The following is a 15,024-nucleotide window of genomic DNA, read 5'->3' as shown; positions in this document are numbered from 1 at the left end:
AGGTGCTAGGTGCTAGGTGCTAGGTGCTAGGTGCTAGGTGCTAACAAAATATTTTAATAATTAAGCTGGCAGTGCCAGCTTTTTTGCGTTTATACGGATACTTTTCATAAATGTTCTAATGTACTTTCATTTAAAAAACGACTTAGCTTTCTCAGATTTAAGCCCTCATTTATTTCTCATTCTTTCCTCTTTGTGCAATAAAATTTTAGTGAATTATTCACAAAGAAATTAAGGTTCGCTGCGCTTAAAGAGCTAGCCTACGCAAATAGAACCGATTTGATAAATTATTGGCTCTATTCGTTTCACTGCAGTGCCCTTCCTTTTAATACATAATCATTTTGACAGCGGTTACTAGCAACAATGCGGCGAAGATTTTTTTGACTAACGTGACTGGTAAGTGATGGGTGGCTTTGGCGCCTAACGGGGCGGTAAACCAGGATGTGCAAATAATACCGAATAACGCTGGTAAATACACAAATCCAGCAAATCCATCTTCTAGTGCAAAATGGCAGCTGCCTGAGCTGATGTAACCAATTGAACCAAATAATGCGATAACAATGCCGCATGCGGATGCACACCCTATGGCTTTTTTCATATCGACTGAGAAAAACGTTAACAATGGTACCAAAAGCGCGCCTCCGCCAATACCGATCATCGCAGACAAGCCGCCGGTGATCGTGGTCATAATGGTTAACACACTTTTATTGGGCATGTCACGCTCAACCGATGGCTCACGCTTGTTACTTACAAACATCTTTATCGCAATAAGTACCACTGTGATAGCAAACACTAAGCGAACAACCTGCTCAGGTAATAGTGCCGCTATAAAGCCACTGATAAGCGCCCCCAGTGCAACGCCCGTCATTACCCAAGGAGCAAGAGTCCATGGAACATTGCCATTTTTATGATGTGCGATTGCGGAAGACGTTGATGTAAATAATATTGATGCTAATGACGTTGCAATTGCGGCAATAACGACTTGCTCAGCTGGTAGAATTTCAAAATGCAGTAAAATAATACTCAACACAGGAACAATAACCAACCCGCCCCCAATACCTAGCAGCCCTGCTAAAAAACCTACGCCACAGCCAAGTAAGGCGCAGTATAAAATCAACATTATCAATTCACTCATTGCGTTATCTCTTATTATAATTTGGGAGCACTCATGCTAAATGAATGCGGTTCTATTTCCAACAGAGCAGCGATCACTCACCACATTGGCCGCGAGTATATCAATATAACTGATGCCCATTGATATATTTGCTAAATTAAGCCCTGAATAATCCTCATGTTTTAGATGAAATAAATACAAGATACCCACCCAGAAGTCTAAATGTCTGTATAGCCAAGTTGGCACTCTGTCTTTTAAAGTGCCACTTCAGATAATTTATAGCTAATGGCGTGCAATATTATTAGTTGATGAATACAGCTCATGTTTTAGGTGAAATTAAACCGTTTTTATTCATGTATCGATCCACGTATAAATAGCTCAACTCTTAGAGGCAACACAGTTTTACAGCGGTTTTAATTAAGCCATCAGGCACAAAAACTGTGAACATCACTTACGAGATCAGTAACGTTAATCCGCTCAAGAGCACAGCATAAACGCAGGTTTTAAATCAGATAATTGGATATAGATCACTATGACTAAAGATTTCACATTTACTATTAAGAGTATTTGTCTCGATGAAAATTATCATCCAGCAGCTAATACACGTATCACTACCAATTTTGCAAACTTGGCCAGAGGCAGTTATCGCCAAGCAAACTTACGCAACGCCTTAAAAATGATCGATAACCGTTTTAATGCCTTGGCGCAGTGGGATAACCCAAAAGCGGATCGTTATTCTGTAGAGCTTGAAATCATCTCTGTTGATATGGATATTGCTGGCAGTGGTAATAGCTTTCCATCGATTGAAATATTGAAAACAAATATTGTTGATCATCACACTAACAAACGCATTGAAGGCATTGTAGGAAATAATTTTTCCTCCTATGTGCGCGACTATGATTTTAGTGTATTACTGCAAGAACATAATAAAGATCAGCCTAAATTTAGTATTCCTGATAACTTTGGCGAGCTGCATGGCAAACTATTTAAATATTTTATTAGTTCTGACAGCTACAAAAAGCACTTTAAAAAGCCGCCAGTAATATGCCTAAGTGTTTCGGATAACAAGACCTATCATCGTACTGAAAATCAGCACCCTGCGTTAGGTGTTGAATATCAGCCAAATGAACCGTCTTTGACTGAGCAATATTTCAAAAAAATGGGCTTGCAGGTGCGTTATTTTATGCCGCCAAATAGTGTAGCGCCCTTAGCCTTTTATTTTGTTGGTGATTTGCTAAATGATTACACTCATCTTGAGCTTATTAGCACTATTAGCACTATGGAGACATTTCAAAAAATCTACCGACCAGAGATCTATAATGCCAATGCGACTGCGGGGAAATCATATCAACCAAATTTGAAGAACCTAGATCATTCACTCACGCAAATTGTTTATGACCGTGAAGAGCGCAGTAAATTGGCGAATGAACAGGGGAAATTTGCTGAGCAGCACTTCATCAAGCCATATCAAACAGTGCTTGAGCAATGGTCTGCTAATTACGCGTAATAGCGAGTTCAATCGTTAGATTCAATCGCAACTTAAAAAGTTAACCCAAATAAATGGCATTATTTATTATGAAAACATCTATTAGCAAAACAATATTACCGACTTCAACTGCAGGCAGCTTACCTAAACCTTCATGGCTTGCAGAGCCAGAGACTCTTTGGTCACCTTGGAAACTTCAAGGTGATGAATTAATTGACGGCAAACACGATGCATTACGGATCTCTCTGCAAGAGCAACAACGCGCAGGTATTGATATTGTCAGTGATGGCGAGCAAACACGCCAACACTTTGTTACCACATTTATTGAGCACCTTAACGGTGTAGATTTTGAAAACCGTAAAACGGTGAGAATTCGTGACCGCTATGATGCCAGTGTACCGACAGTCATTGGACCTGTTAGTCGTATAAAACCGGTTTTTGTTGATGATGCTAAGTTTTTACGCAGCCAAACCAAAAAACCGATCAAATGGGCGCTTCCAGGTCCTATGACTATGATAGATACACTTTATGATGACCATTATAAAAGCCGCGAACAGCTCGCTTGGGAATTTGCCAAAATTCTTAATCAAGAAGCCAAAGAACTAGAAGCTGCGGGGGTTGATATCATTCAATTTGATGAGCCTGCATTTAACGTGTTTTTTGATGAGGTAAATGATTGGGGAATTGCGTGTTTAGAAAAAGCCATTGAAGGCCTTAAATGCGAAACGGCCGTACATATTTGTTATGGTTATGGCATCAAAGCCAATACAGATTGGAAAAAAACGTTAGGCTCAGAATGGCGACAATACGAAGCAGCATTTCCAAAACTGCAGCAATCTAATATTGATATTATCTCATTAGAATGTCACAACTCTCATGTACCAATGGAACTACTTGAACTTATTCGCGGTAAAAAAGTAATGGTTGGCGCCATTGACGTTGCCACCAATACCATAGAAACACCTGAAGAAGTGGCAAATACGCTACGTAAAGCACTGCAGTTTGTCGATGCTGACAAGCTCTACCCGTGTACTAACTGTGGTATGGCCCCCCTACCTCGCGCAGTTGCAAGAGGTAAGCTCAATGCGTTAACCGCTGGCGCAGAGATTATTAGAAAAGAGCTGGCTCAAAGTAATTAAAATCTAATTTATTTCATGAGGTGGAGTAACCACCTCGTCCTAATTTATTTTCAACAATTACACTTACTACAAATACAATAAGCCTATATACACATAAAGTATTTAATACCCGCGCTTTTGCCAAAACTCAATTTCTGACATGGACTCTTGTTCAAACACTGAAAATGTTTTATCGGCAATCAGTTTACCGTTTAGCTCTATGGTCATGCGCCAGTCACCTATTTTATTGCTGATAGGTTGCCACAAGGTATCACCTAAGTAAAAGTGCCAGTCATTGTCTTTAACGTATTCAAAGCCGTAAAATGGTGGCATTACCTCACCATCAGCATCCGGTATGTCAGGATGATAAATACAATAATGAAGCTTTTCGCCTTTGGCTTTTTTAATATTAATGATAAAACCAAACTCCACATCGAGTTGTGCGGGTACTTTTGTGGTAAATGCTTGAATTTGCGGTAAGGCTTTTGATGATGAATCCCACTTTGTATAAATACCAAAGCTTTGCATAGTGATTGCGGGCTGAGTTTTTGCCATTATTTATCCTTTTTTTGATGCATTAGTTTAACGTATTTACACGGCAAAATTAAGCGCCAAAACGTTTAGGATCTTTAGGATAGAAAAAATCAGGCTGGCGATCACACAAGGCAAACTCACGGGTATTTTTGTAAGGTAGTTTCATAAACCCGGCAACCCCCACATCAGTAATGCTCACCGCATATTGCATCAACTTATTAAGCAAGCGCTTAAACTGTGCTTCTTTAGTGCCATCTAACAAACGATAGTAATGATGTATTTTCATTCTATCTGGTAAAGCTTCAAAAATAATGCAGCCGGTATGATGTATTTGGTTTAACTCAAATACGCATTTGATCACTTTTTTAGGTAGCTGCAGTTGCTCGTCCGGATCTTTACCGTCTTCAAAATAAGAATGTGGTCGGGTGACTTCTGAGCTTTTTAAATTCATTACCTCATAGTCAAGCTCTGGAAGTTGTTCAAACTTAAATGCCCCTGTGCCATCACGCTCCAGTTGAATGGTCTTTCTTGCATCAAATAAACAACACTTAAATAAGCCTTTTTGATGAATGCCTTGTGCCAACATCACGGTATTATTAACCGCTTGGGTAAAAGCATGGCCTAAACTTTCATCATGCATGATCAGTGATGATTCAACGAACAGTGATTCCTCTTTCCAATGAAAGCTTAAGCCCCCTACTACTGGGTATTTTGCTAATCGGCTGATAGAAGCTAAAAATGCTTTTTCAGTATCACCGGTATCAAACAGGAATTCTTTATAATACCGGTCCAATTGAGCGTCATTTACATCAAGCAGTTGTTGATTGAGGTCGGCTTGGCGTAAAAATTGTTTACGTGAACTATAAACCACAGTATCAGGTAGTTCGTCATCGTTACCAAACCAAAATGGAATATTGGCTCGCACATCTTCAGCTAAATTGAGCTCTGGTAAATATGCTTTTGCCATAGCAGGCATATTACGCATAAAGTAATCACCCGCCCCGTCTCTTGTAATTTTATTTTTAGAGAGCATACCGTCAATCACTTTTGCAAGCTCCATAGGGAGCCCTAGTGAACTGGCTGGGATCACTTGCGCGCCAAATCGGCATGACTGTGCAGAAGCCAGTGCGTATAAGGTGGACGCCACGCCTTGCTCATCAAAACGCGGCGATGATTTAGCACCTGACATTTGCTCATCACCAATAAAATACACATCCCCCATCCGCGCATTGGTGGTACTTAAATCGCCAGACATTAAATCCATAAAGTTACTGGTGATTGGCTCGCCATTACTGTCTATTTGGGCATACACCGAGCTGCCCCAGTCCACCAGCGATAAGCCTTGGGTATGTTCATCCCACACTAGATTAGAGGGCTTGATATCGCCATGCACAATCGGTTGTGGCGTTATGCCATTTTGCTGAGTGCGTAGGTCTATTAATACATTACGTAGTTTTAGCGCTAAACTGGCGATTGCTGCTGCGCTAAAGCGGCCTTTTTTAAGTGATACTTTTTCTAAGTCTTCGCCCAGCGCGCGGGCCATCATTAAAATGCCCTGCTTTTTTATCCGTTCAAAAGCATAAAACTTAGGCACTAATGGGTTATCAACTTGCGAGAGCATATACGCTTCGTCCTCAAGTCGATCACGTACACTTTGCGCCAAGGTGATACGTGAAAATTTAAACACCCAAGGAAGTTTACGCTCATCTAAACCCGCAAATACAAATCCAAAAGCACCCGAGCCAATCATTTCAACCTGGCTGTAGCCTAAATTAGTGAGTTGCTTAATACAGATATTCAACCATTGGCGATGTTTTTTGGCGTCATGGTGCGAAAGCAAATAGACCGACTGCTCTTCATTGATATAAAAATTGCGGATTGCTTTGGTTTTCACTGCGAGGTCTCAACGTATTCTAAAAAATGTAAGGGATAAGGGTGAAGCTAGCTTATTGATTATTAATTTTTTAGTTCTAAATTTCTAGTCATTTAGCCTCAGCTTAGCGTGTCCTGACATTTTGCGCAAAAAAAGTGTAAAAAGGCAATGTGTGTTAAAAAAATAATGCACCCAACTCACTAAACGACAAGTGATACTCCTTATTCATGGTAATTACTTAGTTAGATATTACAGACTTTCTGATTGGTAAAATAAAAGAAAAAAAGCCGCGTGATCAGTAAACTGATCACAACAGCTTTTAACAACCAGAATCGTTATAAATTAGAGTGCTTGTTCAAGCTCTGGTAGCACATCAAATAAATCTGCTACTAAACCATAATCTGCCACTTGGAAGATTGGCGCATCGGGATCTTTATTGATAGCCACAATCACTTTAGAGTCTTTCATACCCGCTAAGTGCTGAATTGCGCCACTAATGCCTACGGCAATATATAAGTTAGGCGCAACGATCTTACCGGTTTGACCCACTTGCATATCGTTTGGCACAAAGCCTGCGTCAACCGCAGCACGAGACGCACCAATTGCCGCGCCTAGTTTATCGGCAATACCATTAAGTAATGAAAAGTTCTCGCCATTTTGCATACCGCGTCCACCTGATATAACCACTTGCGCAGCAGTTAACTCTGGGCGCTCAGATTCGGTTTGCTCAACACTTACAAATGCGCTTAATTCACTGCTAAACACAGAATCAACAACACGACTCTCAGCGGGAGCTTGCTCACCTTGCAGATCAAAGCTACTTGCACGAACGGTGATCACTTTTTTGCTATCCAGTGATTTTACAGTTGCGATGGCATTACCTGCATAGATTGGACGTTTAAATGTATCAGCGTCAACCACATCAATGATTTCTGAAATTTGTGCAACATCAAGTAATGCGGCAACACGTGGCATGAAATTTTTGCCCGTTGTAGTGGCACTAGCAACAAGATGCGAATAATCTGGCGCAAGCGATAACACTAAATCTGCGATGTTTTCAGCTAACTGATGCGCATACTCACTATGATCAGCCACCAGCACGGTGTTTACACCTGCAATACTGGCCACTATTTCACTCATTGGTGCTACGTTTTCACCAGCAATTAGTACATCAACAGCAAAACCAAGCTTTAATGCTGCGTTTATGGTTTTAGAAGTTTCAGGCTTTAAACTGCCATTGTCATGATCTGCTATAACTAATGTTTTCATTTAAATCACCTTCGCTTGTGTTTTTAATAAATCAACTAACTGGGCTACATCATCAACAATGATACCGCCACTGCGTTTTGCAGGTTCATGTACCGCAACAAGTTCGATACGCGGGGTTAAGTCTACACCTAAGCTATCAGCTGCAATTACCTCAAGTGGTTTACGTTTGGCTTTCATAATATTTGGCAATGATGCATAACGGGGTTCATTCAAACGTAAGTCTGTTGTGACTACGGCCGGTAACTTTAATGCCACTGTTTGTAAACCGCCATCAACTTCACGCGTCACATTAACAGTGCCATTTGCTATGTCGACCTTTGATGCAAACGTACCTTGCCCGCGCCCAGTAAGAGCCGCCAGCATTTGACCTGTTTGATTGTTATCTGAATCAATCGACTGTTTACCTAAAATCACCAGTTCAGGGGCTTCTTGCTCGACGATTTTAGCAAGCAGCTTTGCAACGTGCAGTGATTCTAATTTTTCGTCAGTCTCAATATGAATCGCTTTATCGGCGCCCAGTGCCAGAGCTGTACGTAATTGTTCTTGAGATGCTTTAGCACCAATGGTTACAGCAATCACTTCAGTGGCAGTGCCCGCCTCTTTTAAGCGGATAGCTTCTTCAATGGCAATTTCGCAAAATGGGTTAAGTGCCATTTTCACATTAGTTAGATCAACGTCGCTATTATCTGCTTTAACGCGTGCTTTTACGTTGTAGTCGATAACTCTTTTTATTGGAACGAGAACTTTCATAGGAACTCCATAATTATTTAAACCTACAAGCTAACGTGTACGTCAACCTATTTATTTTATGAAATCAGACTACTTCCTGTTGACGTAAACGTCAACCTAAAATAACCTTAAACTATTCATCGCCTGTAACGTTTCATTTGCAAGTATGAAATTGCCCTCGTAAAGGCACAGGTCCGTCACATAAAAGAGGTTAATATGGTCGAACGCGAAACCATGGAATTTGATGTCGTTATTGTCGGCGCAGGCCCTGCAGGCTTAGCTACCGCCATACGATTAGCGCAACAAGCACAAGAAAAACAACAAGAGTGCATGATCTGCGTGGTTGAAAAAGGCTCCGAAGTGGGCGCCCATATATTATCGGGCGCAGTATTTGAAACCACCGCTTTGGACGAGTTACTGCCCAATTGGCAAGAACTTGGCGCACCAGTGACCACTAAAGTAACCAGTGATGAAATATATTGGTTTAATAATGACAGCAAAGCCACCGCTATCCCTCACTTTGCCGCACCTAAAACATTTCATAATACTGATAACTATATTGTCTCTATGGGTAATGTATGCCGCTGGCTTGCAGAGCAAGCAGAAAAACTAGGTGTTGAGATTTTCCCAGGGTTTAGCGCGCACTCACTGATTATTGAAGATGACACAGTAAAAGGCATTATTACCGGCGATATGGGCCTTGATAGCAATGGCAATGAAAAAGATGGCTTTATGCCTGGCATGGAACTTCGTGCTAAATACACTGTATTTGCTGAAGGTTGTCGTGGTCACTTAGGTAAACAGCTGATCACTCAATTTGCACTTGCTCAAGATGCCTCACCGCAACATTATGGTTTAGGCTTTAAAGAAATTTGGCAAATCGATCCTGCTAAACACAAGCAAGGCACGGTAGTTCATGGCACCGGTTGGCCCTTAAGTGCAGATACTAACGGTGGTGCGTTTATGTACCACAGTGATAATAATCAAGTTGTAGTCGGCTTAATTGTTGATTTAAATTACTCAAACCCGCATTTAAGCCCGTTTGATGAATTTCAGCGCATGAAACACCACCCAATCTTTAAAGATGTATTAGCCAGTGGTGAACGTATTGCTTATGGCGCTCGTGCGATTGCAAAAGGTGGCTTACACTCATTACCAAAAATGCACTTCCCGGGTGGTTTGTTGGTCGGCTGTGATGCTGGCACCTTGAATTTTGCCAAAATCAAAGGCAACCACACAGCGATGAAGTCAGGTATGATTGCCGCTGAGGTGATCTTTAGCGCGCTTACAAACGAACAACAGCATACTGACTTAGTTGACTACAGCGAAGCATTTAAACAAAGCTGGGCTTATAAAGAGCTATACCAATCACGTAACTTTGGCCCTGTGATGCATAAGCTAGGAAAATTTATTGGTGGTGCGTATAACACTCTTGATCAAAATATTTTTGCAGGGGCATTACCTTTTACTTTTAAAGATAATATCCCAGATCACGCAACGCTAGTTGATAAAAATCAGGCCAGCGTCATTGATTACCCGAAGCCTGATGGTCAACTCAGCTTTGATAAATTATCTTCGGTGTTTTTATCAAATACCAATCATGAAGAATCTCAGCCGTGTCATTTAAAACTAAAAAATAGCGCTATTCCTATCGATGTTAACTTAGTTAAATTTGACGAGCCTGCTCAGCGCTATTGCCCGGCGGGTGTGTATGAGATACAGCAAATTGCCGGCAAAGACGAGTTTGTGATTAATGCACAAAACTGCGTGCATTGTAAAACCTGCGATATTAAAGATCCGAGCCAAAACATCACCTGGGTAACACCTGAGGGAGCCGGTGGTCCCAACTACCCAAATATGTAATCTAAATACAATTAAAGCGCTTGATACAGCGTAAAAATAATATTTTACATATAAATTATAAACCTATCCTAAATTGCAGGGGCTTCGGCCCCTTTTTTGCGCTATGCTAATAAGAATTATATATGAGTGAGATATTTTTATGCCGTCGTCTAATGTTGTATTCCGTTTTTTAGCAGAGCCCACCGATGTGAATTTTGGCGGGAAGGTTCATGGCGGTGTCGTCATGAAGTGGATTGACCAAGCAGGTTATGCCTGCGCTGCTGGTTGGAGTGGTCATTACTGTGTCACTGTATCTGTCGCTGGGGTTAAATTTCGTCGCCCTATTCTAGTTGGTCAAATTGTTGAAGTTGAAGCTAAAATTGCCCACACTGGCAAAACCAGTATGCAAATCTTTATACAAGTTCGCTGTGGCGATCCGAAAACGCGTAATTTAGTTGAGACTAACCACTGTGTAATTAGCTTTGTTGCCATGGACGAAACAGGTTACCCCGTAGCAGTGCCAGAATACATCGCAGTGAGTAATGAAGACAAAAAATTAGAAAACTACGCAATTAAGATGAAAGAGATTGCCATAGAAACTGAAACTTTATTGCATAAATCAGAACCCTGATCACCTAAACTATCTATCTGTAAAAGCTACATCCTAGTCAGAAATATTTTCTCCAGCCAAACTGAACGAGCGTTTAAATAGCGCTCATTGGTATACTTTATATGCTATAAAAGACTATAACTGGCTGTTTTTAAGCCAAATTAATCATGGCACGCACCATGCAATATTAAAATTAACCGGTAATTTAAAGGTTATATTTTTATTTTGTAAAGGAGCTATTAAATGATTAAATCAATTTCACTTTCTGCTATCTCATTAGCATTGTTAGGTTTTAATACTGCAGCTAGTGCAGAAACAACAAACATGGATTACCCTCGCGTATATACAGGTATTGGCTATGGTCAATACTCATTCAAATTTGAAGACTCTGATGACGACATCGATTTTGATGATGATTCACAAATGCTTAAAGGTTACGTTGGTACGCAATTTAATAAGTATTTAAGTTTAGAGCTTGCCTATCAAAACTTTGATGAAGTAAGCGATATTGATAGCTATGCTGAAGTTGATGGTGTGTCTTTGGCCGCACGGTTAGCTGCCCCTATTACGGATAGCTTCTCTGTCTATGCTAAAGGTGGTTGGCTAGAATGGGATGCTGAGGTAACCAGCGACCTTCCTGCTATTGGTAAGATATCAGCAGATCAAAGTGGAGGCGATGTATTTTATGGTGCAGGTATCGAGTACGCATTCACCACCAACATGCAGGTACGCTTTGAGTATGAACGCTATGAACTAAAAGATGAAATTGATCCAGAAATGGATGTAGCATCGGTTTCATTCCAATATATGTTCTAAGAAATGCTTAACCTATTTTGAGGTTATTTAGCAGTAAAAGGCAGCTTCGAGCTGCCTTTTTTGTTGTTAGCGGTTAGAATATCGTATCTTTAACAGTAATTGAGTTTCATGAGCGATTTTCAACTAACGGCTATTGGCCATATTCAATCTCCTTATAAACAAAAGTTCGCCATTCCTCGCCAACCGCGTTTAGTTCCACAAGCAAAAGCTAAGTTGGTATTTGCTGCTGATTTTAACCGTGAAGAATTTGTTCGTGGTTTAGATGAATTTAGCCATATTTGGTTATTGTTTCGCTTTCATGAAACTGCAGATAAAGGCTACTCAGCCATGGTTAGACCACCGCGTTTAGGCGGTAATGAGCGCAAAGGCGTATTCGCCACACGCGCGACCTTTAGACCCAATGCCATAGGCATGAGTGCCGTCAAACTTGAAGGCATAGAGTATAAAAATGGCCAGCTGTGTTTATTATTGGCAGGCATAGATTTACTTGATGGCACCCCGATTTTAGACATCAAACCATATTTACCTTATTCAGATGCCATGGTTGATGCCACTGCAGGCTTTGCTGACACGCGCCCAGAAACGCAAATGACCGTTGAGTTTAGCCCGCAAGTGCAGGCGTTTATTGAACAGCAAACCAACTTCCCACAGTTGCATGACTTTATTAGTAATGTACTTAAGCAAGATCCTCGCCCTGCCTATAAAAAGCAAAAAGAGGGTGAACAAAGTTATGGAATGACCTTGTATGATTTTAATATCCGTTGGCAAGTAAACGACGAGCATAACTATGTCACTAGCATAGAAAAAAGTTAGAAAAACACACTTAGCGCTTTAGTGTAAAAGCAACCGCTGCTAAACTGAGTGCCCAATTGAAATAATAATTTTATAACTATCGGAATAAACATGCGTACCAGTCAATATATACTCGCAACACTTAAAGAAACGCCATCAGATGCTGAAATTGTATCGCATCAATTAATGTTAAGAGCGGGCATGATCCGTCGCGTCGCGTCGGGCCTATATACTTGGTTACCCTCTGGATTACGCGTGTTACGAAAAGTCGAAAACATTGTGCGTGAAGAAATGGACAAATCAGGTGCAATCGAAATGTTGATGCCTGTTATTCAACCTGCGGATCTATGGGAAGAGTCTGGCCGTTGGGAGCAGTTTGGCCCAGAACTTATGCGTTTTACTGACCGTCACAATCGTACTTTCGCGTTAGGACCAACCCATGAAGAAGTGATCACTGACTTTGTTCGTAAAGAAGTAAGTTCGTATAAACAATTGCCGCTTACTTTGTATCAAGTACAAACAAAAGTGCGCGACGAACGTCGTCCTCGTTTTGGGGTTATGCGCGCGCGTGAATTTACTATGAAAGATGCCTATTCATTTCATTTAAGTGAAGAATGTTTAGATGCAACTTATCAAGTAATGCACAAAGCATACTGTAATATATTCGATCGCTTAGGCCTTGATTACCGTCCTGTTATTGCTGATACCGGCTCTATAGGTGGTAGTGTATCTCATGAATTTCATGTGTTAGCTGAATCAGGTGAAGATGCTATCGCCTTTAGTGATAAAAGTGACTACGCAGCAAACATCGAAAAAGCAGAAGCATTAGCGCCAAGTGAAGCGCGCCCTGCTGCCGCAAAAGAATTAAAAGCATTCCCAACGCCTGATGCGAAAACTATCGACGAGCTAAAGAAACACTATGGTGTTAAACCTCATCGCAGTGTTAAAACACTGATTGTTTACGGCGCGCCAAATGAAGATGGTCAACGTGGTTTAGTTGCATTAGTAATACGTGGCGATCATGAGCTTAACGAACTTAAAGCTGAAAAACATCCATTAGTAGATTCTCCACTGGAAATGGCAAACGAGGCTGACATAATTGCAGCCATTGGTGCTAAACCGGGTTCATTAGGCCCTGTTGGCTTAATCATGCCAATTTTAGTAGACCGTACAGCCAACGTAATGGCTGATTTTGTAGCCGGTGCTAACAAAGATGACGAGCATTACAGCGGTATTAACTGGGATCGCGATGTAACTGAGTATGAAGTTGCTGATCTACGTAATATTGTCGAAGGTGATCCTAGTCCATGTGGTAATGGTACTTTACATATTAAACGCGGTATTGAAGTTGGCCATATCTTCCAGCTTGGTACTAAGTACTCAGAAGCGATGAAAGCGGGAGTATTAAACGAAAGCGGTAAAAACCAAATAATGACTATGGGTTGTTATGGTATTGGTGTATCGCGTATTGTCGCAGCGGCTATTGAACAAAATAATGATCAATACGGTATTATTTGGCCACAGCCAATCGCCCCGTTCGATTTAGCTATTGTGCCAATGAATATGCATAAATCGCATCGTATACCAGATATCGCTAATAACCTTTACGACGGTTTAAAAGCCGCAGGCTTAGACGTGTTATTTGATGACCGTAAAGAGCGCCCAGGTGTGATGTTTAACGACATGGAATTACTCGGTGTACCTTTCACGTTGGTAATTGGTGAGCGTAATCTTGATGAAAACAAGGTTGAGCTGAAAAATCGCCGTACCGGTGAAAAACTAATGATAGATATTGATAGCGCTGTTGAAGCAATCAAAGCGGCCATGAACGCTTAATCATCAGCACCCTCTGTAACAAAAAAACCGCGAAATGCGGTTTTTTTGTTTTTGCACGATCATTAATTGTCATAGATGTTTCGTCAAACAGTCTTATAAACGTCATTCAAGTTGCTTAACTTTGTTGTTATTACACCGTGAGTAACCTCCTATGCACGACATCGAAAAAAGTGATAAAAAGTACTACCCAGCCGTTTGGATCTCCGATGTACATTTAGGCTATAAAGATTGTCGAGCAGATTACCTACTCGACTTTTTAAATAGTATTGAGTGCGATACCCTTTATCTAGTGGGTGACATCGTCGATTTATGGTCTATGAAGCGAAGTTTTTATTGGCACCCTAGTCACTATCAAGTATTAGCCTGTATTCAAGCCAAAGCAGTTCAAGGTACTCGAGTGATTTATATTCCCGGCAATCACGATGAAACATTCCGGCACTACGTCAATAACAGCCTATTTGGTATTGAAGTCCACCAGCAGTTTATTCACACAACCAAAGCCAACAAACGATTTCTTCTGGTTCACGGTGATGATTTTGACTCAGCAACTCGGTATAACAAACTGATCAGTATTGCCGGTGATGCAGGTTATGACTTTTTACTATTTTTAAATCGCTGGACTAATCGTATTCGACGCCTATATGGTGGTAACTATTGGTCACTTGCTGCTTGGATAAAAGCCCGCGTTCATAAAGCGCGTGAAGCAATAGAGGCATTTGAAAATGCTGCTATTCATGAGGCTAAAAAGCAAGGCGTAGACGGTATTATTTGCGGTCACATTCATCACCCACAACTCAAAGTCGTTGATGGCATTGTTTACTGTAATGATGGCGATTGGATAGAAAGTTGTACCGCAGTAGTAGAGCAAGAAAATGGTCGTATCGAATTGCTACACTGGTCTGACACTCAAACAGTGATTAATTCTGCTGATATTACCAAACTTAATCAAAATCTTGGTGGACCAAAGGCTAAACCTGAAAAATCAGTAGCTTAAAATTTAGACTGTGT

General features: G+C 40.9%; 13 protein-coding genes. 8 read left to right on the top strand and 5 right to left on the bottom strand.

What is annotated here, in order from left to right; translation table 11 throughout:
- Positions 1–322: 322 nt before the first annotated feature.
- Positions 323–1,132 (bottom strand): sulfite exporter TauE/SafE family protein, encoded by an 810-nt coding sequence (locus H5186_RS11045; protein WP_182794455.1) that lies wholly within the window; start codon positions 1,130–1,132, stop codon positions 323–325.
- A 511-nt stretch (positions 1,133–1,643) separates the two neighbouring features.
- Here H5186_RS11045 and H5186_RS11040 point away from each other — a divergent pair.
- Positions 1,644–2,618: a DUF1852 domain-containing protein gene (locus H5186_RS11040; RefSeq protein WP_182717840.1), complete on the top strand. Its 975-nt coding sequence runs from the start codon at positions 1,644–1,646 to the stop codon at positions 2,616–2,618.
- A gap of 68 nt (positions 2,619–2,686) precedes the next feature.
- Positions 2,687–3,736, top strand: coding sequence for a methionine synthase (locus H5186_RS11035; RefSeq protein WP_182794454.1), 1,050 nt, complete (start codon positions 2,687–2,689; stop codon positions 3,734–3,736).
- 102 nt (positions 3,737–3,838) lie between these two features.
- Here H5186_RS11035 and H5186_RS11030 read toward each other — a convergent pair whose 3' ends face one another.
- The 4 genes from H5186_RS11030 to H5186_RS11015 form a co-directional block, all read right to left on the bottom strand.
- Positions 3,839–4,270 carry a DUF3859 domain-containing protein gene (locus H5186_RS11030; RefSeq protein WP_182739272.1) on the bottom strand — a complete coding sequence of 144 codons (432 nt, stop codon included), beginning with the start codon at positions 4,268–4,270 and terminating at the stop codon, positions 3,839–3,841.
- A 49-nt stretch (positions 4,271–4,319) separates the two neighbouring features.
- Entirely contained in the window at positions 4,320–6,143 is a 1,824-nt protein-coding gene (locus tag H5186_RS11025; RefSeq protein WP_182739271.1) for a protein kinase domain-containing protein, read from the bottom strand.
- A gap of 321 nt (positions 6,144–6,464) precedes the next feature.
- Positions 6,465–7,391, bottom strand: coding sequence for an electron transfer flavoprotein subunit alpha/FixB family protein (locus H5186_RS11020; protein ID WP_182717844.1), 927 nt, complete (start codon positions 7,389–7,391; stop codon positions 6,465–6,467).
- Positions 7,392–8,141: an electron transfer flavoprotein subunit beta/FixA family protein gene (locus H5186_RS11015; protein WP_149981096.1), complete on the bottom strand. Its 750-nt coding sequence runs from the start codon at positions 8,139–8,141 to the stop codon at positions 7,392–7,394.
- A gap of 195 nt (positions 8,142–8,336) precedes the next feature.
- Between H5186_RS11015 and H5186_RS11010 the strand changes: the two genes are divergently transcribed.
- From H5186_RS11010 to H5186_RS10985, 6 genes are all read left to right on the top strand, one after another.
- Positions 8,337–9,983 carry an electron transfer flavoprotein-ubiquinone oxidoreductase gene (locus H5186_RS11010; protein ID WP_182794453.1) on the top strand — a complete coding sequence of 549 codons (1,647 nt, stop codon included), beginning with the start codon at positions 8,337–8,339 and terminating at the stop codon, positions 9,981–9,983.
- Between the two features lie 139 nt (positions 9,984–10,122).
- Entirely contained in the window at positions 10,123–10,593 is a 471-nt protein-coding gene (locus H5186_RS11005; protein ID WP_145233918.1) for an acyl-CoA thioesterase, read from the top strand.
- A 222-nt stretch (positions 10,594–10,815) separates the two neighbouring features.
- A complete protein-coding gene (locus tag H5186_RS11000; RefSeq protein ID WP_182717846.1) occupies positions 10,816–11,388 on the top strand; it encodes an outer membrane beta-barrel protein in 573 nt (190 codons plus the stop codon).
- 108 nt (positions 11,389–11,496) lie between these two features.
- The gene (gene tsaA, locus H5186_RS10995; RefSeq protein ID WP_182717847.1) at positions 11,497–12,201 is read left to right on the top strand and encodes a tRNA (N6-threonylcarbamoyladenosine(37)-N6)-methyltransferase TrmO; all 705 of its coding nucleotides are present in this window, start codon (positions 11,497–11,499) and stop codon (positions 12,199–12,201) included.
- A 90-nt stretch (positions 12,202–12,291) separates the two neighbouring features.
- Positions 12,292–14,016 carry a proline--tRNA ligase gene (locus tag H5186_RS10990; RefSeq protein WP_182717848.1) on the top strand — a complete coding sequence of 575 codons (1,725 nt, stop codon included), beginning with the start codon at positions 12,292–12,294 and terminating at the stop codon, positions 14,014–14,016.
- 151 nt (positions 14,017–14,167) lie between these two features.
- Entirely contained in the window at positions 14,168–15,010 is an 843-nt protein-coding gene (locus H5186_RS10985) for a UDP-2,3-diacylglucosamine diphosphatase (RefSeq protein WP_182739270.1), read from the top strand.
- The last annotated feature ends 14 nt before the right edge of the window (positions 15,011–15,024 follow it).

This window comes from Pseudoalteromonas sp. SG41-2, assembly GCF_014164535.1.
GTDB lineage: Bacteria > Pseudomonadota > Gammaproteobacteria > Enterobacterales > Alteromonadaceae > Pseudoalteromonas > Pseudoalteromonas rhizosphaerae.
The sequence above is the reverse complement of the archived record's forward strand: the minus strand, read 5'-3'. Positions and strand labels throughout refer to the sequence as shown.

Excerpts from the sequence above, each read along its gene's own strand:
- H5186_RS11020 (WP_182717844.1), bottom strand. The coding sequence starts at position 7,391 with ATGAAAACATTAGTTATAGCAGATCATGACAATGGCAGTTTAAAGCCT.
- H5186_RS11045 (WP_182794455.1), bottom strand. The coding sequence starts at position 1,132 with ATGAGTGAATTGATAATGTTGATTTTATACTGCGCCTTACTTGGCTGT.
- H5186_RS11000 (WP_182717846.1), top strand. The coding sequence starts at position 10,816 with ATGATTAAATCAATTTCACTTTCTGCTATCTCATTAGCATTGTTAGGT.
- H5186_RS11040 (WP_182717840.1), top strand. The coding sequence starts at position 1,644 with ATGACTAAAGATTTCACATTTACTATTAAGAGTATTTGTCTCGATGAA.
- H5186_RS11015 (WP_149981096.1), bottom strand. The coding sequence starts at position 8,141 with ATGAAAGTTCTCGTTCCAATAAAAAGAGTTATCGACTACAACGTAAAA.
- H5186_RS11010 (WP_182794453.1), top strand. The coding sequence starts at position 8,337 with ATGGTCGAACGCGAAACCATGGAATTTGATGTCGTTATTGTCGGCGCA.
- H5186_RS11035 (WP_182794454.1), top strand. The coding sequence starts at position 2,687 with ATGAAAACATCTATTAGCAAAACAATATTACCGACTTCAACTGCAGGC.
- tsaA (WP_182717847.1), top strand. The coding sequence starts at position 11,497 with ATGAGCGATTTTCAACTAACGGCTATTGGCCATATTCAATCTCCTTAT.
- H5186_RS11005 (WP_145233918.1), top strand. The coding sequence starts at position 10,123 with ATGCCGTCGTCTAATGTTGTATTCCGTTTTTTAGCAGAGCCCACCGAT.
- H5186_RS10985 (WP_182739270.1), top strand. The coding sequence starts at position 14,168 with ATGCACGACATCGAAAAAAGTGATAAAAAGTACTACCCAGCCGTTTGG.
- H5186_RS10990 (WP_182717848.1), top strand. The coding sequence starts at position 12,292 with ATGCGTACCAGTCAATATATACTCGCAACACTTAAAGAAACGCCATCA.
- H5186_RS11030 (WP_182739272.1), bottom strand. The coding sequence starts at position 4,270 with ATGGCAAAAACTCAGCCCGCAATCACTATGCAAAGCTTTGGTATTTAT.